The sequence below is a fragment of the Lacrimispora sphenoides JCM 1415 genome, from assembly GCF_900105615.1.
Lineage (GTDB): Bacteria > Bacillota > Clostridia > Lachnospirales > Lachnospiraceae > Lacrimispora > Lacrimispora sphenoides.
Genome location: NZ_LT630003.1, coordinates 1134557 through 1158190, shown reverse-complemented (window position 1 = coordinate 1158190; position 23634 = coordinate 1134557). Strand labels below are relative to the sequence as shown.

Below are 23634 nucleotides of genomic sequence, written 5' to 3'. Positions count from 1 at the left end.
GCCTTTCCAAATTACGGTATTTTTCCGCTGTTTCTGTTGTAATCCGAAGGAGAGACACCCGTGTTCTGTTTGAATACCCGGTAGAAGGAACGGTAATCGTCGTAGCCGGTTGCAGCGGCAACTTCCGCCACCGGCATATCCGGCATCCGTTCCATAAGTCCCTTGGCATGATCCATTTTAATCCGGATCACATAATCCCTGAAATTAATTCCCGTCTTTAATTTAAAATAGCTGGTAAAATAAACATCACTGAGATTTACGTGCCTTGCCACGTCCTTAGCCAGTATCTTTTCTCCCATATGGGATTTGATATAATACTCCGCCGCCTGAATGATCTGGTTCTTCGGCCCGTTCTCTCCGGATCCCTGCTTTCCCGCACACGCTTCCAGAAAATCCTCCATATAAGCCTTCAGTTCTTCAAAGGTACGTATGGTATTAATGGGGAGGATGACTTCCGCCTGGGAAAATTCTTTGCCGCTTCCCAATTCCTTTTGAATGTCCGTGATCAGATAAATACACATCCCGCGGATATAATTGGGCGGAGGCATCGGCACATAAAGAAGCTGGGAAAAATATTCCCGGCAGAATTCCCGTATTTGCTCCGTCCGGTTCATTGCAATTGAATACATCAGATTATTATAATCCATCTGGTTAGCTGCTGCAGGCGGCGGCGCAGTGCACAGGATGCTCTCATCAAAGATCCTATGATCTGTCTCATAAAAGCTGTAGGACAGGCACATAAGGGCTGTTTTATAGGAATTGGAGCAGTCCGTAAGCGAGGCTCCTTCCTTACCGATTCCGATCGTTAAGTCCATAATCGAATCCCGGCTCACCCGTTTTAAGCACCGGACCGCAAGGAACCGGTAATTCACAGGCAGATTCCCCGGCTGCATGGTATGGATGATCGTCAAAAGCTCGCTGGAGCTTGAGATAAGAAATTCATATCTGGTTTCCTGAAGTTCTTCGCTTACAATATCCATCAGATAATTGATCTGCTGGAACTCATCCTCTTGTTCCCCGTCTTCTTTCCCCTGAATGGAAAAAACCATGACCCGGAAAGGACTGTCATTTAACTTAAGTTCCAGCCGTCTGATTTCATCCTTAATTTCATCATAGGAATAAAATTCGTTCTTTAACAGTCTCTTTAAGAACTTTTCTTTTGGCTCAGATTTGACATTTAAATAGGCAGAATAAGAATGGATATGGTTGGACTGGAGGATCTCCTCTTTCTGCTGCCTGATCTCCGTCACCAGTTCATCGATTTTAATGGGCTTTAGAAAATAATTCTTAGCCCCCAGCTGAATTGCCTTCTGCGCATATTTAAAATCCCCATATCCGCTTAAAATAATAAAATTGGTCTGCAGCTTTTCGTTTTTTACCCGTTCCATCAGCTGCAGCCCATCCATGCCCGGCATGCGGATATCGGTAATGACAATGTCCGGATTGCAGGACTTAATAATCTCATAAGCCTCCCTGCCATCCTCTGCAGTGCCCACGATGGTAATGCCAAACTGCTCCCAGGGAACAACCGTAGACAGCCCATTGCGGATCGTCGCTTCATCGTCCGCAATCAATAGGGTTATATTTTTATTTGCATCCATTATTCTGATTTCCTCCCAAGTACAGCCAAAAGCTTCTTCTCCGCCTCCTGAAACCACCGATCTTCAGGATTCACCAAAAGGATATACTGTATTCTTCCCAAAAGAGAAATAAGATACTGATTCTCCGAAATTCCCGCAGCACTTTTGTTCCTCTCCAGATGGGACTTTGCCCCGTATTTCTGGCAGTAAAAAATCTCCTGCCTCAGTTTCCTTCTGTAATCCCGGGAAACCTGCAGTTTCTCATTGACCACAATTCCTGTGACCGCCTGCCTCCCGTTGCGGTATAAAATCCTGGTCTTAGTTTCATTCAGTTCAAACCCCATGGAATTTAAAAAGCCGGATACCTTCCGGATGACCAGGTCCGGATTAAAATCACCGGAAAACGTCATATCATCACAGTACCTGGTATAGGAAATTCCTTTATTTTCACACCATTTATTTATGGATTCATCAAAATGCTTCATAACCAGGTTGGAAACTGCAGGCGAAGTGGGAGCCCCCTGAGGCAGAAAATCGTTGCAGCAGCATAAGGCAGTCAGCATGGTTCCTACGGCAGGAGGAAAATACCGGACGGGAAATACACGATTTAATATCATTGGAAATGAAATACTGCCGAAAAAGTCTTTGATATCCAGCTTCACCACCACATGTTTTCCTGTATGGACCCTGGCATTGGACACCACTCCTGCACCTTTGTGGTAGGCGGTGGCACAGCTGGAGACCTCATACCCTTCCAGGATATGATGCAGGATATTCCTCTGTATTCTCATCAGCATATAATCCGGTACCATGAGACTCCGCTGATTTCCGTCTCTCTTTGGAATACGGACGGTGCGGTAATGGCGTTCTGTATGGTTGCTGAACGCATAAAGACATGCCATTACCTTCTGGTCCGGCCAGCTGGTATTCCCCAGAAGCCGGAAAGATAATAGCATGTCCTTGCAATACTCCTTCGTGCAGTATTTCCATAAATCTGTCTGATACATCGGCTCCTCCATCGTAGTTATATACTAAAATTCTTGCTTATCTCTGAGTAAACAACAGAAGCAATACAAACATGATGCCGTAAGATGTGAAGATGTACAAGCCACAGGCGCAGGCACATGCAATGTGCGGTAGTACCTCGCAGCAGATTACGGCCTTTTCCTATCCCAAGAAAATCCCGGCAGCGACTCGCTGCCCGGCCGCAGGTTTATTACACGCGGAAAAACTATTGCTTCTGCTGTTATGGTATTTATTCTAACACAACTCCTAAATATTTACGAGATATGTTTTTTAAGATTTCACGGACTATTAAGCCTGTTTTTTACAGTAAATGACGCGCATCCCCATAGCGAGTGGTTTATATTTCGCACGCTATGCGGGCCCAAAAGAGTCAAGACCCATAAAAAATGCGCGGATCAGGACTTTCATACGTCCTGATCCGCGCATTCGATTATTGAATATTATGACCGGCAGCGGTACGGGAGATTATGATTACCTTAGGCTTCACGATCCCCCTTCTCTCGCCTCATTTATAAAAATTCTGGCCCGTTCCGGATCAATAGGATTTTTCATATCCCCGTTCTTAATCCAGGTGGCAACGGAGACACCGTCAAAATATTTCATCAGTTCACGGATATTTTCTCCGGTGGCTCCCCCTCCGAGAAAAATCGGTGTGTCTTTCACGCGGGGTCTTGCTTCTTTTATCATCTCGATGCTCTCCGCGGAATCCTTTCCGGCCATGAACAGGCCGTCCGCAAATGCTTCATTTACACACTCCCAGGCAGCGTCCCCAATGGGTTTCCTGCCAAGAGGTATTCCGTGAACCTCGTAGACATCCGCATACACCGGCACCGTAGATCCGGTGCGTTTTCTCAGCGCTGCAATATCCACACATTGTGCCTTAAGAATTCCTGCGCTGGTTATGCTTGCTCCTGTATACAAATGCTCCACCCGCACAAAGTCAGCTCCCACTGCGTCGGCCACCGAAAGTCCTGCCACCCCATCCCAGTTCATCAAAATTCCCATGATCAGCTCCGGAAAGCGCTTCCGGATTTCATATGAGATTCTTGTCATATACGCAATTGCCTCAGGATTTGATTCCTGTCTGACAGGCATATCATTCATATTCTGCACGATAATACCGTCAAAATGATTCCTGGCAACCATCTCCGTTTCTCTGAGAGCCCTGTCCACAATCTCCCCAATTGCCATATCCCTGTGGCGGTAACTGCCCGGAAGCGGCTCCGGCTGTATCATGGACAATATGATCTTCTCCGTACGGCCAAAACAATTCATCTGATCCTCATCCCTTCTTGACTTATTATAGTTCTCCCCTTAAATTTTTGCTGTATTCCATGCTGATCCCATACATTTGCTCCGAGGGAATAACACCAATCTCCGTAATAAACGCGCGAATCGCCCCGGGTTCCACGCCTACTAGCTCCGGTGTCACAAAATCAATGCCTTCCTTATCAATATCATCGTCCCATCCAGCCGTGAGCTTATCTTTCAGGTCATTGTATACCAAGCACTTTCTCCCGCCGGTCACAGGTCTGATATCAAGCTTGATAAAAGGTGTCAGAAAATAGAGAGGAATCTTATAATAGCCGCATATAAGTCCCACAATATCGGAGCCTGTAGTATTAAATCCTGTCCCATCAGGATAAAATGTCTCCGCCCCCATAAATACACCGTCACAATCCCGCAGATAATACATCATAGCGGCTTCCGGTATGAATTTAATCCTATGCCCCGCTTCCTGGCAAGCTCTCACAAAGGGCCTTCCACCGTCGATCACTCTGCTCTCCGCTATATAGATTTCGTATTGTTTTCCATTTTCCTTCAAGCCGCAAAGGAATTTCTCAACCGTGCTGGAATAATCATAGACAAATATTTTCTGCATCGGCTCTGCCAGTTTGACACCATAGGCGACACACTGCCTGACCGCATCGGCCGCTGTGGCCGCATAACTGTTCTTATCCTCAATCATGTGTTCAGCGGCCGACTCTACATCCATCCCCGCATATTCTCGCACATTGTGTATCATCAAAAGGATGGCATTGCTCACCGCCTGACTGGCCTCTCCTCTCGTGGCGATGAAGAATTCCGCCACCGTCAATATCTCATGGATCACCTGGCTTACAGGCCGTTTCTCTTCCTTTCCCCGCAACGCTATGGCCTCTATCATATCGCCAACCATCGCGATGTGATTGCTGGCCCCGAGAACCTTCTGCTCCACAATCGAATCAAACGCTTCTCTCATATTATCAGGGAGTATCTCCCTAACTTCATTCGTCATCAAATTCATTCGATAGATCTCCCCTCTTCCCATCTTGAATTTTTCCGGACACACATCCTGGAGAAACCTCTTTTAGACATAGCCCAGCAGTCCGGCCGCATTCCTGCCAAACAGAAGCCTCCTGTACTCGTCATCCAGATGGAACATATCGAATACATCCAGGGAGCACCTGGTCAGGCGTTCCGGATAGGAGGAGCCGAATACCAGCTTTTTTGCGGGCAGTGATCCGACGGCCTTTTTTAAAATCTGAACCTCATACTGATTGGAGGTTTCCAGTAAAATATTAGAATAATGTGCCGCCAGATCCACGCAGCCGTAGCCGTAGTCAAAGCAGCCCATATGGAGGAAAATAAAGGTAATATCCGGATGTCTCTTTACGTGCCCCAGCCATTGCTGAGGCATGGATCGGGCGCCAATACCTGTAAATACCTTCACCGGGACCCCTTTTTTCTCCGCAACCTGAAGCACCCTTTCTATACCGTCACACGTATCAGGATAGTAGCCATGCTCCACCGACTGAAATTCCAGCATCGCCATCCCCGGAAGCGTCAGAACTTCTGCCGCTTTTTTATTGCAGTCCTCCTCCTTGGGATTGATCACCGCACACCCAACCAGACGTCCGGGATGGGCGGATACAAAGCCGGAAATATATCTGCTGCCCTCCTCCACAGTCCAGCCGTCCATCGCCGATACTACCCGGACGTCCACCTTGTTTTTTTCCATATCAAGGAGAAGTTTTTTTTCCTCTTCCTCCTGACAGGACAGATTCCGTTTTATATGAGAATGGATATCCACTATCATGAAAAGACACCTCCTGTTTATCGTTATCCCAGAATTCCGCAGTAAGCACCGACGATTCCCACTATCATCGTGATGAGAATCAGTCTGATTGCAGATATTTTCTTCTTTGATATCAGAAAATACATCAGTCCGGTATAAAGCATCCCCAGAATGCCCGGCATCAGCCCGTCCAGGGTTTCCTGAATGCTCAAAACAGTATCTCCGCTCTGATATACAATGGGAATCGAAATGACTACCAGGGCCGGTATAAAGCCCCCGACAATCACATAGGCCGCAATCGCCGCCAGCTCGGAGATCCTGTTGATAAGCCCGCTGGACTGAATCTTCTCCACGAATTTTACACCCTGCTTATAGCCCTGGAATACTCCCAGATAGCGCACACCCAGCGAGACAATGGACATGCCGATAATAAAGAATATAGGACCCGCCCATCCAAGGCCCGCTGTGATCAGGGATATGGCGATACCGGCAAGTATAGGTCTTGCAGTACCATTTAACAGAGAATCGCCCAATCCCGCCAGGGGTCCCATCAGCGCCGTCTTCACAGCATTGATGGAATCGGCATCAATGTCCCCCTCCGTTGCGTACCGCTCCTCCATCGCGGCGGCAACACCCACGGGTATTGCCGATGTAATATCGTTGGTGAGAAAGTATTCCATATGCCGCGCATATGCCTCTTTCTTCTCATCGGGATCATCATGGTACTTTTCAATCACAGGCATCATGGCTTCTGTAAAGCCTGCGTTCTGCTGACGTTCATAGTTGTTGGCTCCTCTAATAGTAAGCTGATGTAAAAATACCTTCCATAAATCACGGTTTGTCAGCTTTGTATTATTGTGCTCTGCATTCATATCATTTTCCTCCCTTTCATGCTTTTTCATCTGCAATCTTAAAATAATAGTACATCGCCACACAGATTACGGCCAGCAGCGCCACCCCGATCATATTGATACCCAGGTAGGAGGCTACAAAAAATCCCAAAAGAAAGAATGGCCATAATTTCTTCACCTTGATGGAATTGAGCAGCAGCGCAAATCCAACCGCTCCGATCATGCTCCCTCCCACGGAGAGGCCCGTGATCACCTTCTCAGGAATTGCATTGATAATTCCCTGCACATAGCCAGCTCCGAAGTAGATGGCCAGAAAGGTGGGGACTCCGTAGAGAATCGCGTTAACCGCCATGGGAAAGACCAGATTATTCGCGACAATCCCTCTTGGATCCAGCCTCTCTGCCGCTTTCTCAACCCGGTGCATAAAGAAAACGTTGATCACTGAATTCTGAAAGGTCTCCGCCATCTGCCCGATAAAAGAAACAGGAAGGGCGGTGGCCACAGCCAGATCGGTTCCGCCGCCGCCCAGGATCGCTATTCCGGTGGCAATAGCCGTACTGATGGTTGGGTTGGGGGGTACCGCAGTTCCCACAAAGATAACCGCCAGGAACATCAGCTCCACCGTAACCCCCACATCAAATCCCGTCTTCACATCCCCCATGATAAGTCCAACCACCGGGCCGACTACGATCGGACGAAAAATATGTGTCTGCGTTGTATGGGAATCAATAAATGCAATCGTCACAAATAATGCCACTAAAAATGCCTGCGTAATTAAGCTCATGTTTTTTCCCCCTTATTAAGCCAGTTTGTTTTTCTTCAAAAGCTCCAAGACATCCTGGCTGCGGTCGCTGGGAATTGCACGCACTTCCAGGGTCACTTTGCGGTCATAGATCTTCTTAATCATCTCCACATCCTCCGGGAACACCCAAAGGTTACCCAGCACCTTTGTCTTGCCCTTCTTCATATTCAGATTACCTACATTAATACTCTCTTTCACAACTCCCGACTCAACCAGTTTAAGAGCCTGCTCTGGTCCGCGCACCAACAGCAGAACCTTTCCCTTGTCCTCTCCGGACCGGAGATATTCAGCCGTATCATCAAGGCTCAATATCTTCAGGGTGACGGAATCAGGCGTCGCCATCTTAAGCAGGCTCTGCTGAAACTCATCCTTCGCTGCCTTGTCATCTGCCACAACAATCGTCTTTGCATCAGCGTAAGCAATCCACGCCGTGATAATCTGCCCATGAATCAATCTGTCGTCAATACGAAATACACTTACGTCCATTTGTCTTCCTCCTACTATAATTTACTCAAACCGATAGTCGAACCACTCTGCTGCTCAAGATAGGATGTCAACTCCTGCAAACTTACCTCACTACTCTGACTCCTAATAATCGCCTCAACCAATATCGGAAGATTCATTCCATATATAACAGCTACATTGTCATTCTTAAATGAATATCTGGAAACCACATTGAAGGGTGTTCCGCCTTTGATATCGCACAGAATCAGGTACTGGTTGTCCAGCGAAGTATCAGTAATCTTTTCCCCAATCAGCTCGTCCAGCTCATCTGCCCCCATCTCCTCGTCAAAGGTGACAAAGTCCAGGTTATCCTGTTCTCCCATCAGCATCTTTACCGACTGCATCATTCCCTGGGCCATGCCTCCGTGTGAGGTCATCAGAATATTTATCATGCTCTCGTCTCCAATCTCCACAAATGTTCCGCGTTCTTATGGAAGATGTATTCCAGCTTTTCCTCCGGAATATTTAACTCATAGAACTTCTCCACCTCAATATTTACTGGTTTGTAGGGCCAGTCTGTTCCGAAACACACTCTCTGCGGACCCAGCACTTCAATTGCCCGAAGCAGAACCTCCACATCCATCTGCCCGGAAGTCTCCACCCACACATTCTTCAAATCCTTGACGGCCTCGATGGTAGAAAGTCCGAATTCATAATATCCGATATGGGTGAACAAAAAATCGATCCCAGGAAACCTTCTGGCATATTCAGCCCATGTATATGGGGTAGAAAATGGCGCCGTACCCACATGTGTCTGAACGTGGACCCCGTATTTCTCAACCTCAGCCAGAATGTCATTTAAAGCCGGCGTATTATCCGGATAGTATCCGTGTTTCCATGAATGGAACTTAATCCCGTCCATCTTATAATCTCCCAGGCAGCGGTTAACCTCGTCAATGGCATCCGGCGCCTTGGGATTGATAAAGGCATAGCCCTTAATAATATCCGGAAATGATTTCATAGCTCTGTAAACCAGATCATTCTGCTCTCTCGTGGAGATACCCGATAAGCTGCTGATCCCCACTTTCTGAATACCGTAAGCCTTCAGATCATTCACCAGTTTTTCCGGAGAGTTTTCATCTCCTGAGCTCGTCTTGCCCAGATGAGAATGAATATCATAGATAAGCATGCGACCGTCCTCCTGACTCTCTTTAACATATTAAGATTATAACGTTATGATGTTAGTGTAATAAATTTATGGCAGTTTGTCAATAGTTTTTCCAAAATAAATAAAAAAAGAAGATCTCGACCAGAAAATTGACCAAAACAGATCAAAATAATGACGAAATCTTCTTACAAAACCGATAAAGCCCAGGCCAGCCAGTCTCAACCATTGTCAATCCAGCTGCAGTTCTACCTTATATTTATAATATTCAGGATTATAAAACATCTCTACATACTCAAAAGGTATCCTGTCACCCGAATAAGTTACACGTTCCTTATAAAAGACAGCCGTCCGGGCCACAAGTCCCAGTACCTCCAAAATCCGCGAAGATGGAACCTTTACCTCGAGCAGTTCCGTGGCCGTGGTAGGAATGATACCGCCTGACTTAAGAATTGCGTAGAGGGAAACATCCGGGCCAAACTGCCCGGCCTTAAGCTCCAGGCTCGGAAGTCTTTTGATATATGATTTGTGAAGACCCACCACCACTCCCTCACGGTACCGTTTTCTCTCAACATAATACACCGTCTCTCCGGCCTTAAGCTCCAATGACTGCGCCACCTTCTGATCCGGTACCATCTCCTTAAAATCCAGGAGCTCTGAACTGGCATTTTCCCCATACAACTTTACATCATCCGTAAAGCTGGTCAGCTTCTTCATATCGTAGGCATGCTTTGACTTGCAGACAATCGTTCCCTTTTTTCCCCTGTTTTTTTCAACCAGCCCTTCCTGGGCCAGCATTTCGACCGCTCCCCTAACAGTAACTCTGCTAACCCCATATATACGCTCAAGCTCCGGTTCCGAGGGAATTTTGTCGCCTGTTTTCAGAACGCCACTCTGAATTTTTTTGAGCAGATCCAGATATATCTGATAATGCAGAGGTACCTTTATTTTTTTATCTATCACCGAATCCATGTTGCCACTTGACCTCCTGTACCTTTCTCATACTACACCTAAAACATTATAACCTTATGACGTTATTATATCACCATAACACAAATTTATCATCACCTTTTTTATAACTTCAAAAAATTCAGAAAATTGATAAGTTAAATTCCACTTCTCTATATGATAGAAAAATTTGAAAAGGTCTTATATAGCTTAGGAAAACTATACTTAGATACGAAAGCTAACGGTCAGGTGTTGATATCGTATATTCTTGTATACATAATGATTTCAAATATTCCACTATTTTGCTTGCTGAATATGCCTGAAAACTCTTTCCTGATAATAATTTACGTTAAAGCGTCGAAGTTTAACGCGTAAAAGCGTTGACAACTTTCCTGCAATGGATTACAATGGGGAATATATTTGCAAAAGAGAGGACATAAAAAACATGATCATTATTATGAAGCCTAACGCTTCTGAGGAAGCTGTTGGTAAAATAAAAGACTTAATCGAATCAAACGGACTTCAGGCTCATTTATCAAAAGGGACGGAAGTGACAATCGTAGGCGTTGTAGGCGATAAGACAAAACTCCAGGGCGCAAACATCGAGATGTTAGAAGGTGTTGACAAGATCGTTGCCGTAACCGAAACCTACAAGCTGGTAAATAAAAAATTTCATCCGGAAGATTCCGTTATAACCATTGGAAACGCAAAAATCGGACCAGGCCATCTCACCATAATGGCAGGTCCATGTGCCATAGAAAATCACGATATGGTACTTGAAACAGCTTTTGCAGTAAAAAAAGCAGGTGCCCAGTTCCTGCGCGGCGGAGCTTATAAGCCAAGAACCTCTCCATACGCATTTCAGGGTCTTGAGGAGGAAGGGCTGAAATACATGAAAGAAGCCAGGGAAGCCACCGGGCTTAACATAGTCTGCGAAGTCACAAGCCTGAGGGCTCTTGAAACATCCATAAAATATGTGGACATGATCCAGATCGGTGCAAGGAATATGCAGAATTTCGAGCTTTTAAAAGAAGCAGGAAAGGCTGGCATCCCGGTTCTGTTAAAGAGAGGCCTGTCCGCTACCATTGATGAATGGCTGAATGCCGCAGAATATATTGCTTCTGAAGGTAATACAAACATCGTGCTTTGCGAACGGGGGATCCGTACCTTCGAGACTGCTACCAGAAACACCCTGGATATCAGTGCCGTACCGGTTATCCGCGCTAAGAGCCACCTGCCTATCATCATTGATCCAAGCCACGCAACCGGAGTACGGGCTTATATTGAGCCGATTTCCAAGGCTGCCATAGCAGTAGGTGCTGACGGGATCATCGTGGAAGTTCATCCATGCCCATCCTGCGCCCTGTCCGACGGCCCCCAGTCCCTGACCTTTGAACAATTTGACAATTTGATCGATGAATTAAAACCTTACGCCAAGCTTGCGGGGAGGACATGTGAATGAGCGATGCCACCATTGCCTTTATCGGGCTTGGTCTCATCGGCGGTTCTATCGCCAGAGGGATCAAGCGTGAAGAACCAGATACAAAAATCATGGCCTACATGCGCACCCGTTCCAGGCTTTTGCAGGCAAAGGAAGACGGGATCGTTGATGTCATCTTAGACGGAATCGGAGAAGAACTCCGGGAATGCGATCTTATCTTCCTCTGTACTCCTGTGGAGTACAACGCAAAGTATTTGTCAGAAATCCAGCCTTTCTTAAAGCCTGGAGCCATCATTACCGACGTAGGAAGCACCAAGACGGATATTCATGAGGAAGTAAGCCGTCTCGGCATGGAAAGCATGTTTGTGGGAGGCCACCCTATGGCCGGTTCGGAAAAGACCGGATATGAGAACTCCACCGATCATTTGCTTGAGAATGCTTATTATATCATTACCCCTACCCAGGCTTCTGCAGAGGAACAGGTTAGCCGTCTGGTGCGGATCGCAAACATGATCGGCTCCATTCCCCTCGTCCTCAATTATGAAGAGCATGACTTTATCACCGCAGCAATCAGCCATCTGCCTCATATCATAGCCTCCAGTCTGGTAAACCTTGTAAGGGCTTCCGATAATGAAGAAGGGCTTATGAAACGGCTTGCTGCCGGAGGTTTTAAGGACATTACAAGAATCGCTTCTTCCTCTCCGGAAATGTGGGAACAGATCTGTATGACAAACAACCAGAATCTTTCTGTGATTCTGGAACGCTATATTGCCTCTTTAAGTCAAGTACTGGGTGAGCTTAAGGCAAATGACAAACAATCGATTTACCAGCTATTTGAAACTTCCAGGGATTACCGCAACTCCTTTTCAGAAAAGATACCGGGCCTCATAGCACCGGATTATTCCTTCACGGTGGATATGGCTGACGAAGTAGGCGCTATCTCCACCTTATCCGTCATCCTGGCCGCTAAAGGCATCAGCATTAAGAACATCGGCATCAACCACAACCGGGAGCACGGAGAGGGAACTTTAAGGATTGCGTTTTATGACAAAGAAACCATGGACAACGCATGGAAACAGCTGGAACGGTACCACTACGATTTAATTTCAAATTAAAAGAGAGGATTCCTATGAAATTCACAAAAGCCTCCCCTTTAAAGGGCGAAATAACCATACCAGGTGACAAGTCCATCTCTCACCGCAGCGTGATGTTTGGTTCTATTGCAAAAGGAACCACGGAAATCAGCCACTTTCTCCAGGGGGCCGACTGCCTTTCCACCATCTCCTGCTTTAAGAAAATGGGAATTCAGATTGAAAACAACCATGACACTGTCATTGTCCATGGCAATGGACTCCGGGGCTTAAAAAAACCGGAAACAATCTTAGACTGTGGAAACAGCGGAACCACCACACGCCTGATCTCCGGTCTTCTGGCTGCCCAGGATTTTAATGTAACCTTAACCGGTGACGAATCCATTCAAAAACGACCTATGAAACGCATTATGGAGCCGTTATCCTTAATGGGGGCTGATATAAAGAGCGTAAAGGAAAATGGCTGTGCTCCTCTTTCCATAAGCGGTAAAAAGCTTCACGGCATCCATTATACAAGCCCGGTAGCTTCCGCCCAGATAAAATCCTGCATCCTATTGGCCGGACTGTATGCAGAGGGCGAAACAAAGGTGACGGAACCTTATGTATCCAGAAACCATTCGGAAATCATGCTGAACTATTTTGGGGCCAATGTTAAGACAGAAGGAACCACCGCCTGCATCGCTCCCGCCGAAGAACTTTACGGGAATAAGATCGTTGTCCCGGGGGATATCTCTTCTGCTGCTTACTTTATTGCGGCAGGCCTGATGATTCCGGGATCAGAAATACTGATTAAGCATGTGGGAATTAACCCTACCCGGGACGGGATCATTCACGTTTGCCGGAATATGGGAGCTGATATCACTCTTTTGGAAGTAAATACGGATTCCGGGGAACCTACTGCGGATATTCTGGTAAAATCAGGCTCTCTGCACGGCATTACTATCGGCGGAGCTATTATCCCTACCCTCATCGATGAGCTTCCCATGATCGCCGCCATGGCCTGCTTAGCAGAGGGCGAAACCATTATTAGGGATGCGGCGGAATTAAAGGTAAAGGAATCCAACCGTATTGAGGTTATGGTGAGGAATTTATCTGCCATGGGAGCCGATGTAGAGGAAACAGAGGATGGCATGATCATCAGAGGCGGAAAGCCACTTCGCGGTGCTGTCATAGACAGTAAGCTGGATCACCGGATCGCCATGACCTTTGCAGTTGCAGGGCTTTGTGCAGAAGGAGAAACAGAAATCTTAGGCGCAGAATGCGTGAATATCTCTTATCCTGGCTTTTATCAGGACCTGGAGAGATTGATGAAATAAAATAGATCAGTCATGCATTTATGTCTGATTACAAAAATGCCGGGAGAACTTAAGTTCAACCCGGTATTTTTATTGATTCTATAAAACTTCGATTTGGCACATCTTCATAGCCTCTAACGAATTTTCATGGCTTTTTACAGTCACACCCGCACAGCAGGAGGAGTCCACCAGCACCGGAGTCTCAGGAAGAAAAGCTTTGACCAGCAGGGCATTGGAAATTACACAGATGTCCGTACATAAACCAATCAGTTCAATGGATTCATATTTTCTTTCTGTCACATATTCACCAAGCACTGAGCTTCCAAACGTGTTTTTTTCAAAACGTATTCCCTGAAATTCCTTTAAGGAATTATCAAGCTCCCATCCGGCTGTTCCCCTGACACAATGAACGACCGGAAGCTTTTTCCCCTCCTGAGAATTAAGATAATTCTCCTCGTGGGTATCCAGGGTGAAGATTACTTCATCACCTGCTGCCTGATATTCCTCTATTTTTCTTTTTACCTTAGGAACGATAGAAACCGCCTCGGGCGTTCCCAGGGAGCCGTCGATAAAATCCTTTTGCATATCTACTACGATTAACAGCTTTTTCATGGACAAACCTCCGATAATAAATAGTGTTTATAGTTTAACACATTTGCACTCATAAGCATATTATTTTTCTTCACTTTTTTGCTGGAATTATTTTTACTTTTATGCCATCTCTCCACTATTTCTGCTGCAGGAATTGCATATATTCCTGCTGACAAATTTCCTGCCATAACGAATATTGCAATTTTCTATACTTTCATAAAAATTCTTCTTGTTATTTTTTCGATTTATATAACACACAAGGAGGTAAAAAGGGACGATTTGTTCATTTTCTTGTTATAATTTACGCTCTCTCCGTTCCCACTTAAGAAAAGTAGAATTTCCGCAGCAATCAAAAGAAAAGAAATGTATGGATGGATAGCAATTAATATAGTATAATCTTTCGATAACAATAAAAGTTGATATAAAGATAGTTTATATTAGCTTTCATCAGAAAGTAAGGTGATAAAAATGCACAGCAATGTTACAGCCATGTTTAATGATTGGGAAGAAGCTCTAATATGGTCATGTTTGCAAGGCCATATGGGAAATATTATCTTAGATAATGAAAAAAATCCCGCGTCTGCAATGATTGAAATCGGTGACTTCTGCTTTTTCGCAGGCCAGCCAAATACCGCCCTTTTTCATGATTTAGAAGGAGAAAAGCTGCTCATACCGAAAGATAAGGCTTGGGAAGCACTGATCGAGATTTTTTTTGATGGGCGGGTAAACAAAATATTTCGCTATGCTATTAAAAAGGAACCAGATGTTTTTGATAAAGCTAGACTGGCTTCTTTCATTAATGGTCTCGATGATTGTTATGAACTTCGGATGATAGACAGGGAAGTATATGAATTAGCTGGACAGGAAGCATGGTCCGTGGATTTATGTTCTCAGTTTAAAGATTATGCTGACTATCAGCGGCGTGCATTCGGGGTGTCAATATTACACAATGGTGAATTGGTGGCAGGTGCTTCCCCTTATGCTGTTTATAATAATGGTATTGAAATAGAGATAGATACAAAACCCGATTATAGAGGCAAGGGACTAGCGACAGTATGCGGCGCCAAATTGATTCTTGAAAGCCTGGAACGAAATGTTTATCCAAGTTGGGATGCTCATGATTTACGTTCTGTAGCTTTAGCGGAAAAACTCGGTTATCACCTTTCTCATCCATATGTAACATATGAACTGATAGGCAGGTAGGCAGACAGGCAATTTCTGACTTTTTCTAATTAGCAGTTGACAAATCCATACAGACGTATTAATATACTGTTTAAATGAAATAAAAATAAACCGTTGAAAAAGAAGAGTAAGCTTTCCAGGCAATATTTCAGAGAGCCGCCGTTGGTGCGAGTGCGGTATAAAGCTGATAGCTGAATGGACTTTTGAGGGCGGCCCCGAACCATTGTTCCAGTAGGGGCTGACGGAGACCACAACCGTTATTTCTCGTGGCATATATGTTAGTATATGAAAAGTGGGCTTTTATAAAGTCAATTTGAGTGGCACCGCGGATTGTATGATTCGTCTCAAGTACGTTTTTTAGCGTACTTGGGACTTTTTTTATTTTCAGGATATCCGTTCCCTCTTCTTGCCAACGGAAACCATCTTAAGGAGGAAATATTATGAAAAAATCGATCAAAACCCTGTTACTGGCTGCTGTGGCAGCTGCCGCACTCTCCGGCTGTTCTTCCAAGGCAGCTCCGGAAAAACCTGCTGACAATAATTCTACAACCCAGGCATCTTCTGGTACTGAGGCTGGAAATGCTGCAGACGGCACATCCTATACCATCGGTGTCGGACAGTTTGCAGAGCACGGTTCCCTTGATAACTGCCGGGAAGGCTTTATACAGGGCCTTGCAGAAGAAGGAATCGAGGAAGGAAAAAACTTAACCGTCATGTATGAAAATGCTCAGGCTGACGGTGGAACCGCAAGCCAGATCGTTAATAACTTCCTTTCCAAAAAAGTGGATTTGATCTGCGGCATCGCTACCCCAATGGCTCAGGCTGCCTATAGCGGAGCAAAAAAGGCCGGCGTTCCCGTCATTTTCACGGCAGTTACAGATCCGGTTGCCGCGGCTCTGGCTAATGGGGATGGAACTCCGGTTGGGGAAATCACCGGAACCAGTGATAAGCTTCCAGTGGAAAAACAGCTGGAAATGATCCGCAAGATTCTTCCCGATGCAAAAACCATCGGCATCCTTTACAGCACCAGTGAAGTGAACTCAGAAACAGCAATCAAGGAATATAAAGCCGCAGCCGCTTCCTATGGCTTTGAAATCGTAGAAGGCCCGGTGTCCGCAACTGCTGATATCCCATTGGCAACTGACAGCATTCTGGAAAAGGTTGACTGCTTAAACAACTTAACGGATAACACCGTAGTAAGCTCTCTTCCGCTGATCCTGGATAAGGCCGGAAAGAAGAACATACCCGTATTCGGCAGTGAAGTAGAACAGGTAAAAATCGGCTGTCTGGCTTCCATTGGTCTTGATTATATGGACTTAGGCAAGCAGACCGGTAAAATGGCCGCAAAGGTATTGAAGGGCGAAGCAAAAGCAAGCGAAATAAACTTTGAAGTGATCAAAGAAGCCGCATTCTACGGAAATTCAAAGGTTGCCGAAAACCTGGGAATTACCCTTCCGTCAGAGCTTACCGGTTCCGCTGCTGAAATTTTTACAGAGATTGCCCACTAGCAGCAAATCGGGTAGTCGCAATCCGCGATCCTACCTGATTAAGTTAAATACAAGGAATATAATTGGAGGAAGTTAAACCATGTCAATCATACTTGGCGTTTTGGAAGAAGGCCTGGTCTATGCCATTATGGCGCTGGGCGTTTACATCACTTATAAGATTCTGGATTTTCCGGATCTTTCCGTCGATGGAACCTTCCCTTTGGGAGGTGCAATTACCGTTACCATGATCCTGGCCGGAATAAACCCGGTGGCAACGCTATTTATTGCCTTTGCCGTCGGTGCCCTGGCCGGATGCATCACAGGCTTCATTCATGTAAAATTAAAGGTACGGGATCTTCTGTCAGGTATCATTGTCATGACTGCCCTCTATTCTGTGAACCTAAGGGTAGCCGGAAAGTCCAATGTCCCATTTTTCAATAATGATTCCATCTTTGAAAACAGTTTTGTAAGCCGCCTGTTTCCCGGGAAGCTTGCAGATATCAGCGTTGTGATTATATTAGCGGTCATTGTGGTGATCGTTAAGCTTTTGCTTGATCATTATCTAAAGACCCGCTCCGGCTATTTGTTAAGGGCTGTGGGTGACAATGAAACTCTTGTTACCTCTCTTGCCAAGGACAAAGGCATGGTAAAGATCATCGGCCTTGCCATCGCAAACGGCCTGGCTGCACTGGCCGGTTCCGTATACTGCCAGCAAAAAGGTTTTTTTGAAATCAGTATGGGAACGGGTACCATTGTGATCGGCCTTGCCAATGTAATCATTGGAACAAAGCTGTTTAAACGGGTTGGGTTTGTAAAATCCACCACTGCAGTCATTATCGGTTCTATCATTTACAAAGCCTGCGTGTCCTTTGCCATTTATCTTGGAATGGAAGCATCGGATTTAAAACTGATCACATCAGTGCTGTTCCTGGCAATTCTGGTGCTCAGCAACGGCAGGGAAAAGAAGGTGAAACAACATGCTTGAACTTCAAAACATCAATAAATACTACAACCAGGGAACGGTCAATGAGATGTGCCTGTTCCAGAACTTTAATCTTACCATTAAGGATCAGCAGTTCGTATCTGTGGTAGGAAGCAACGGCTCCGGCAAGACTTCCATGTTAAACATCATCTGCGGAAGCATTCCTTTGGACAGCGGTTCTATCCTGGTAGGCGGCATCGACATCACCAATATGCCGGAATTTAAGCGCCAGCGCCGTATCGGAAGAGTCTACCAGAACCCGGCTATGGGCACATGCCCCAATATGACCATCCTGGAAAATATGGCTCTGGCCGATACCAAGGGAAAGCCTTTTAATCTTCTTCCCGGCACCAACAAGCAGCGGATAACCTATTACAGGGAGCAGCTTCGTTTCCTGGGCCTTGGCTTAGAGGATAAGCTGCATGTAAAGGTGGGCGTTCTTTCCGGCGGTCAGAGGCAGGCTATGGCTCTTCTCATGTCCACCATGACTCCCATTGAATTCCTGATCTTAGATGAGCACACCGCTGCCCTGGATCCAAAAACTGCCGAGAACATCATGGAGCTGACAGATAAGATTGTAAAGGAAAAGCATTTGACCACCATTATGGTTACCCATAACCTTCGGTATGCAGTAGAATACGGAAACCGCCTGCTGATGATGCATCAGGGAAATGCCATCATTGATACAGAAGGGGACGAAAAGTCCAATATGGATGTGGAACACATTTTAGATAAGTTCAATGAGATCAGCATTGAATGCGGTAATTAGATCATTATAATTATTTCATTAAAAGAAGATCCGGCAAGGTACCTTGCCGGATCTTCTTTTGACTGCCCATTTTTACTTTTCACGCATCCACACAATCATTTCACCCTTGCCCCGGTTATTCCAGCAGCAATAAGGAATTGCTTTAAACGTATCATCCATATAAGAAGGTCTTTCTTCCTCATAGAGAGAATCGCCTACCCTGGAGTAATCAATGCGCATGCCTTCCAGTCCGGCACACATGGTTCCGCCAAGCAATGATTCGTCAAACTCTTCCTTAGGCGGTACCGAACTGTCCATGATGTTTGAAGCCAGATACTTGCCGTTATCCGCTTCCTCAAGGCAATACACCATAGGCCCTTTCATCAGGCAGACCTTCCCGATGTTGTCACGAACTTTGGGATTGCATCTTACAAAGCGAAAAGAAACATCAAAAACCACTGTGATCTTATCTCCTGCCTTCCATTTACGTGTCAGATATATGTATCCCTTTTCCAGGCAAATGGCTTCCTTAACACCATTGACACTTAGTTCCGCTTTGCCGCAATAGGACGGTTTCCGGATCCCTACGGTAAATTCCTGCCCGTCTGTTTCCGGAGTGACTTCCAGTGTCACATTACCTTTTACCGGATAATCAGAACTGAGCAGAAGCTCCACATGGCCAGAGGACAGGCCGGTATCAATCCTGCTGCCGATAAATAAGTTCACGTATACCGTATTCTGCTCTGAAGCATACATATAATTGCCCAGGGAAGTAAGGGTCCTTGCAATATTAGGGGGACAGCAGGATACGCCAAACCAAAGCTGCCTTGTGGTCTTCACATGGCGGTAAGTCGGATTTTTCTCTGCAATCTCCGGAACCACCTCTAAAGGATTGACATAAAAGAAATGCTTTCCATCAAGGGCGATTCCCGCCAAAAGGGTGTTGTATAATGCCTTTTCTACTATATCTATATATTTTCCATCCTTTGTGATCCGAAACATCCGGTTGGAAAACATGGCAAGCCCCACCGTGGCGCAGGATTCCGAATAGTTTGAATTGTTCGGCAGATCATAATCCGTGGTAAATCTCTCCCCATAGGATGCAGAACCAATGCTTCCGGTGATGTACATCCGTTTTTCCACAATGTTGTTCCACAGGGTTTCGCATTGTTTTAACAGTTCTTTATCCTGATATTCATAAGCTAAGTCAGCCATGGCGCTGTATAAATAAACTGCCCGCACCGCATGCCCTTCCGCGGTTTCCTGTTCTTTCAATGGCATATGGGACTGGTTATAGTCCAAGTCAAAATCTTTAAATTCCGGAAAGATAAAATTCTGATTCTTGATACAGTCTTCGTTTAAAAAATAACAAGGTCTTTCCCCTCTGGTACGTACAAAAAAATCAGCCAGTTCCAGATATTTTGTCATTTTTGTTACCCGGTAAAGCTTTACCAGAGCCAGCTCCACTTCCGGGTGCCCCGGATAGCCATGGATTTTCTCCTCTTCCCTGCCAAATACCTTACACATGTAATCGGCAAACCTACAAACCACTTGAAGAAATCTCTTCTTGCCCGTTGCTTCATAATATGCTACAGCCGCTTCGATCATATGTCCTGCAGTGTAAAGCTCGTGACCTTCAAACAGGTCAGACCACCGCCTATTGCCTGTAATTGTGTAATACGTATTCAAATATCCATCTTCGCACTGGGCTCTGGCAATTAAATCGATGGCGCTGTCAGCGGCGGCTTCCAGTACCGGATTCTTCTTTTTAGCGAGGGAATAGGCGACGGCTTCCAGCCATTTGGCAACATCCGTATCCTGAAATACCATGCCCTTGTGTTCTCCCTTTTCATCGCCGCAGGCAATCCGGAAATTTCTGATGCAATAGCTTTTTTCGGCCCCTTCTACCCGATCATTGATCAGCTCCCATTGAAAAGGTAATATAACATTATCCACCAGATCTATATATCTGTTCCAGAATGGATCATTAATTATAATGTTTTTTAAATCCACTGTTGTCAACTTACCAGCTTCCATATCTTTTCCTCACTCAGCAATTAGTTTTTTTCATAAACCTCAGATTCGTTCCGATTCTTTACCGACTCTCCTTCGATCAGGGCACATGGCAGGGTGATGTTTACATCTCCCACACTGGTTCCATGAATGCTTTCCAGCAACAGCTCCATGGAACGGTATCCCATTTCCTGAAGAGGCCTTTCCACTGTGGTGATTCTTGGAGTCACATACTGGACAATATCTCCATTATCAAAACCCGTAACTGAAATATCGTCTGGAATTTTAAGTCCGAGCTCTCTCGCAGCATCATAAACACCCACTGCCATATCGTCGTTCATCGCTACGATCGCAGTTGGAAAGTTCTTTTTATTAAGAAGCTTTCCGGCTGCCTCCTTTCCGTCCCGGTACTTCCAGTTTCCGCTAACAATGTTCTCAGGCTTTAATTCTATCCCTGCCTCGTCCAAGGCTCTCTGAAAGCCTTTAAACCGGAGGGCGGCAGGCTCTGATCCCTTTAGCCCGTTGATCACGCCAAACTCCTTGTGTCCATTGCTTATTAACATCTGTGTCATCTGGTAAACTGTTTTTTCGTTGCTATAGCGGACCGAGGATCCTTCCCCATCCGTATAGCAGTAGCAATATACCACCGGTTTTTTGATATCATGAAGCACATGGCTTATTTTGCGGTCATGCATCCCCACATAAATAATACCATCCACCTGCATTCCGATTAATACATCCACCGCCTTGTCGATGTCCTTCTGAAAATTTGAAATATGTTCAAACTGGGATTCTATCTTGCTAAGAAGCCTTAAATTGTTTAAGATGGTATTATATCCTCTGGCTTCCGCAATTTCATTGATCCCGTCAATGATATGAGCCGTATGCCAGACAGTAATGTCTTCAACAATTACACCGATCAGGAACGATTCATTAGTCCGAAGACTTTTCGCCAGGATATTGGACCGGTATCCTGTTTCTTTTATGATCTTTTCTACCCGTTTTCTTGTCTCTTCACTTACCTGAGCCGTATTATTGAGCACATATGATACCGTTGCTGCGGATACACCGGCCATAGAAGCAATTTCTTTTAATGTCATGGTAATACTCCCTCTTTCCTCTTTTTCCGTTCCTTTATCCATCACTTCATGGCAGCCTATTTCCCTATCCTTTTAAACCGGAAGTTTTGATCCCTTCAACCAGGAATCTGGAACCAAACAGGTAAAGAAGCATCGGGGGCAGAATCATAAGAGATGAAGCTGCCATAATTGACGGCCAGTTAATAACAAATGCGTTACCAGAAGTATACATAAATGTCGTCATTAATGCAATGGTCAGCGTTCTCCACTTGTCGCTGTTAATATAGAACACAGGCTGGGTCAGCTCATTCCACCAGAATACACTGGACAGCACGCCAATGGTGGTAAAGGTGGATTTTGACAGAGGCAGCAACACTTTAAAAAATACGCCCAGCTTGCTGCATCCGTCTATGGTTGCTGCTTCATCCAGCTCCTTTGGGATAGACCGGAAAAATTGCCGGAAAAGAAACACATTATAGGGATAAGCAAAAAATGACGGGACGATCATGGGGAGAAGGGAATCTAGCCAGCCGATCTTCCCGAACATAATGTACTGCGGAATAATCAGGGCAATACCCGGAATCATCATGGTTCCCACAATCAATGAAAATATTAAGTTCTTCCCGGGAAATTCCATTCTTGCAAGAGGATAGGCTACAAAGGAAGAGGATATTAAAGTCCCTAAGGTTGTACCTGCCATTAATAGAACGGTATTTCGTACATATAAATAATAGTTGGAATGAAAGAAGATATAGTTAAAGTTCTCCAGGGTCACATTCTTAGGGATAATATCAGAAGAGGTGGTGAACTCTGTTAAATTTTTAAAACCTCCCGAAAACACCCATATGATCGGAGAAAACATGATAACAGCAACAAGAATCTTAAGAATAAAAATCAAAATCCTGCCTGCCTTTTTCTTTGCCTTTGCTGAACTCATGGCCTCTCCTCCTTAATTTTCGTAATAGACTAGTTTTTTTGATACTGCAAATATGCCGATCCCAAAACCGCAGGCGATCAGAAACAGAACTACCGACAGAGCACAGGCATATCCTACCTTCATATTGCTGAAAGCTTCCTTATAGATCAAAAGGCTTAAAACCTGGGTCATCCCATTAGGATCCCCGCTTTCCCCTGTCAATGGATAAAGCAGCGCAAAGGAACCGTTAAGCGCGCTGATGCAGCCCATAACCGCATTAAACAGAACAATGGGGGAGATCATGGGAAGCGTTACGCCGAAAAACTTCCGGAACGGGCTTGCACCGTCAATGTCACACGCTTCATAAAGTTCTCCGGGAACATCATTTAAGCCTGAGCGGAAAATCAGCATCATCTGTCCGGTGTTGTATGTAAACAAGGTAATAAAAAATACAGCAAGATAAATGGTGTGTTTGTCATACAGCCAGTTCACCATGACATTTTTTGCAGTTAGCTGTGAAATGATGGCATTTAAAAGACCTGCCTCTTTTCCGAAAATCGTACGGAATGTATACGCCAGCGCAACTGTCGGTATAACGGAAGGAAGAAAATAACAGAACTGGAATATGCCGTTTAATTTCTGTTTATCATTCAACAGCATAGCAAGAATCACTGCCCAGGTCGTAGTAACCACCATCATAACAACCGTAAAAAACAAGGTCACTTTTATGGAATTCCAAAAGGTAGGACTTTGAACCATATTTACGTAATTTGCCAATCCTACAAAATTTGAAATACCGTTTAATTTCCGGTTTGTCAAACTCACTGCAAACATAAAAACGATGGGAAATAAGGTGAAACATATAAAACCTATAAACCATGGGGCACAAAAAGCATATGCAGTCAGATGATTCATAAGCTTCTTCTTGATTTTCG

24 protein-coding genes and 1 other annotated feature are annotated in these 23634 nt (G+C 45.2%); of the genes, 7 read left to right on the top strand and 17 right to left on the bottom strand.

Annotated features, from left to right (window positions below):
• Positions 1–11 precede the first annotated feature (11 nt).
• From BMX69_RS05200 to BMX69_RS05150, 11 genes are all read right to left on the bottom strand, one after another.
• A complete protein-coding gene (locus BMX69_RS05200) occupies positions 12–1601 on the bottom strand; it encodes a response regulator (RefSeq protein ID WP_100041747.1) in 1590 nt (529 codons plus the stop codon).
• The gene (locus BMX69_RS05195) at positions 1601–2587 is read right to left on the bottom strand and encodes a reverse transcriptase family protein (RefSeq protein ID WP_054789593.1); all 987 of its coding nucleotides are present in this window, start codon (positions 2585–2587) and stop codon (positions 1601–1603) included. Before BMX69_RS05195 ends, BMX69_RS05200 begins: the two co-directional genes overlap by 1 nt.
• 502 nt (positions 2588–3089) lie before the next feature.
• Complete coding sequence (locus BMX69_RS05190; protein WP_054789592.1) at positions 3090–3881, bottom strand: BtpA/SgcQ family protein; 792 nt, start codon at positions 3879–3881, stop codon at positions 3090–3092.
• Between the two features lie 25 nt (positions 3882–3906).
• On the bottom strand, positions 3907–4893 hold the full coding sequence (locus BMX69_RS05185) for a translation initiation factor eIF-2B (protein ID WP_242941363.1): 987 nt from the start codon (positions 4891–4893) through the stop codon (positions 3907–3909).
• A gap of 63 nt (positions 4894–4956) precedes the next feature.
• Positions 4957–5685, bottom strand: coding sequence for an amidohydrolase family protein (locus tag BMX69_RS05180; protein ID WP_100041746.1), 729 nt, complete (start codon positions 5683–5685; stop codon positions 4957–4959).
• A gap of 23 nt (positions 5686–5708) precedes the next feature.
• Positions 5709–6536 carry a PTS system mannose/fructose/sorbose family transporter subunit IID gene (locus tag BMX69_RS05175; RefSeq protein WP_100041745.1) on the bottom strand — a complete coding sequence of 276 codons (828 nt, stop codon included), beginning with the start codon at positions 6534–6536 and terminating at the stop codon, positions 5709–5711.
• 16 nt (positions 6537–6552) lie between these two features.
• Entirely contained in the window at positions 6553–7299 is a 747-nt protein-coding gene (locus BMX69_RS05170) for a PTS mannose/fructose/sorbose/N-acetylgalactosamine transporter subunit IIC (protein ID WP_100041744.1), read from the bottom strand.
• A 15-nt stretch (positions 7300–7314) separates the two neighbouring features.
• The gene (locus tag BMX69_RS05165) at positions 7315–7803 is read right to left on the bottom strand and encodes a PTS sugar transporter subunit IIB (protein ID WP_054789590.1); all 489 of its coding nucleotides are present in this window, start codon (positions 7801–7803) and stop codon (positions 7315–7317) included.
• 14 nt (positions 7804–7817) lie between these two features.
• Positions 7818–8213, bottom strand: a complete 396-nt coding sequence (locus tag BMX69_RS05160) for a PTS sugar transporter subunit IIA (protein ID WP_100041743.1) — start codon at positions 8211–8213, stop codon at positions 7818–7820.
• Positions 8210–8950 (bottom strand): amidohydrolase family protein, encoded by a 741-nt coding sequence (locus BMX69_RS05155; RefSeq protein ID WP_100041742.1) that lies wholly within the window; start codon positions 8948–8950, stop codon positions 8210–8212. Before BMX69_RS05155 ends, BMX69_RS05160 begins: the two co-directional genes overlap by 4 nt.
• 207 nt (positions 8951–9157) lie before the next feature.
• Positions 9158–9898, bottom strand: a complete 741-nt coding sequence (locus BMX69_RS05150) for a GntR family transcriptional regulator (protein ID WP_092248548.1) — start codon at positions 9896–9898, stop codon at positions 9158–9160.
• Positions 9899–10319: 421 nt separating this feature from the next.
• On the opposite strand from BMX69_RS05150, the gene aroF reads away from it, so the two are divergent.
• Genes aroF through aroA form a run of 3 tightly spaced genes read left to right on the top strand, consistent with a single transcriptional unit; the run spans position 10320 to position 13722 of the window.
• Entirely contained in the window at positions 10320–11336 is a 1017-nt protein-coding gene (aroF, locus tag BMX69_RS05145) for a 3-deoxy-7-phosphoheptulonate synthase (RefSeq protein ID WP_100041741.1), read from the top strand.
• The gene (locus BMX69_RS05140; protein ID WP_054789587.1) at positions 11333–12430 is read left to right on the top strand and encodes a prephenate dehydrogenase; all 1098 of its coding nucleotides are present in this window, start codon (positions 11333–11335) and stop codon (positions 12428–12430) included. Before aroF ends, BMX69_RS05140 begins: the two co-directional genes overlap by 4 nt.
• A gap of 14 nt (positions 12431–12444) precedes the next feature.
• Entirely contained in the window at positions 12445–13722 is a 1278-nt protein-coding gene (aroA, locus tag BMX69_RS05135; protein WP_100041740.1) for a 3-phosphoshikimate 1-carboxyvinyltransferase, read from the top strand.
• Positions 13723–13800: 78 nt separating this feature from the next.
• On the opposite strand, the gene BMX69_RS05130 is transcribed toward aroA, so the two are convergent.
• Positions 13801–14313, bottom strand: coding sequence for a cysteine hydrolase family protein (locus BMX69_RS05130; protein ID WP_100041739.1), 513 nt, complete (start codon positions 14311–14313; stop codon positions 13801–13803).
• Positions 14310–14480 carry a hypothetical protein gene (locus BMX69_RS24370; protein ID WP_166433175.1) on the bottom strand — a complete coding sequence of 57 codons (171 nt, stop codon included), beginning with the start codon at positions 14478–14480 and terminating at the stop codon, positions 14310–14312. Before BMX69_RS24370 ends, BMX69_RS05130 begins: the two co-directional genes overlap by 4 nt.
• Positions 14481–14760: 280 nt before the next feature.
• On the opposite strand from BMX69_RS24370, the gene BMX69_RS05125 reads away from it, so the two are divergent.
• From BMX69_RS05125 to BMX69_RS05110, 4 genes are all read left to right on the top strand, one after another.
• Positions 14761–15495: a GNAT family N-acetyltransferase gene (locus BMX69_RS05125; RefSeq protein WP_054789586.1), complete on the top strand. Its 735-nt coding sequence runs from the start codon at positions 14761–14763 to the stop codon at positions 15493–15495.
• Between the two features lie 84 nt (positions 15496–15579).
• Positions 15580–15824: a binding site (T-box leader), on the top strand.
• A 90-nt stretch (positions 15825–15914) separates the two neighbouring features.
• Positions 15915–16982: an ABC transporter substrate-binding protein gene (locus BMX69_RS05120; RefSeq protein ID WP_054789585.1), complete on the top strand. Its 1068-nt coding sequence runs from the start codon at positions 15915–15917 to the stop codon at positions 16980–16982.
• A 79-nt stretch (positions 16983–17061) separates the two neighbouring features.
• Complete coding sequence (locus BMX69_RS05115) at positions 17062–17946, top strand: ABC transporter permease (RefSeq protein WP_025232611.1); 885 nt, start codon at positions 17062–17064, stop codon at positions 17944–17946.
• Positions 17939–18712, top strand: coding sequence for an ABC transporter ATP-binding protein (locus tag BMX69_RS05110; protein WP_054789584.1), 774 nt, complete (start codon positions 17939–17941; stop codon positions 18710–18712). The genes BMX69_RS05115 and BMX69_RS05110 overlap by 8 nt, the downstream gene beginning before the upstream one ends.
• Before the next feature lie 72 nt (positions 18713–18784).
• Here BMX69_RS05110 and BMX69_RS05105 read toward each other — a convergent pair whose 3' ends face one another.
• The 4 genes from BMX69_RS05105 to BMX69_RS05090 are packed head-to-tail and all read right to left on the bottom strand — an operon-like array spanning position 18785 to position 23476.
• Entirely contained in the window at positions 18785–20728 is a 1944-nt protein-coding gene (locus BMX69_RS05105; protein WP_100041738.1) for a glycoside hydrolase family 127 protein, read from the bottom strand.
• Between the two features lie 20 nt (positions 20729–20748).
• Positions 20749–21846 carry a LacI family DNA-binding transcriptional regulator gene (locus BMX69_RS05100; protein ID WP_100041737.1) on the bottom strand — a complete coding sequence of 366 codons (1098 nt, stop codon included), beginning with the start codon at positions 21844–21846 and terminating at the stop codon, positions 20749–20751.
• Positions 21847–21868: 22 nt separating this feature from the next.
• Positions 21869–22720: a carbohydrate ABC transporter permease gene (locus BMX69_RS05095; RefSeq protein WP_100041736.1), complete on the bottom strand. Its 852-nt coding sequence runs from the start codon at positions 22718–22720 to the stop codon at positions 21869–21871.
• Positions 22721–22732: 12 nt separating this feature from the next.
• The gene (locus BMX69_RS05090) at positions 22733–23476 is read right to left on the bottom strand and encodes a carbohydrate ABC transporter permease (RefSeq protein WP_166433174.1); all 744 of its coding nucleotides are present in this window, start codon (positions 23474–23476) and stop codon (positions 22733–22735) included.
• Positions 23477–23634: the final 158 nt, after the last annotated feature.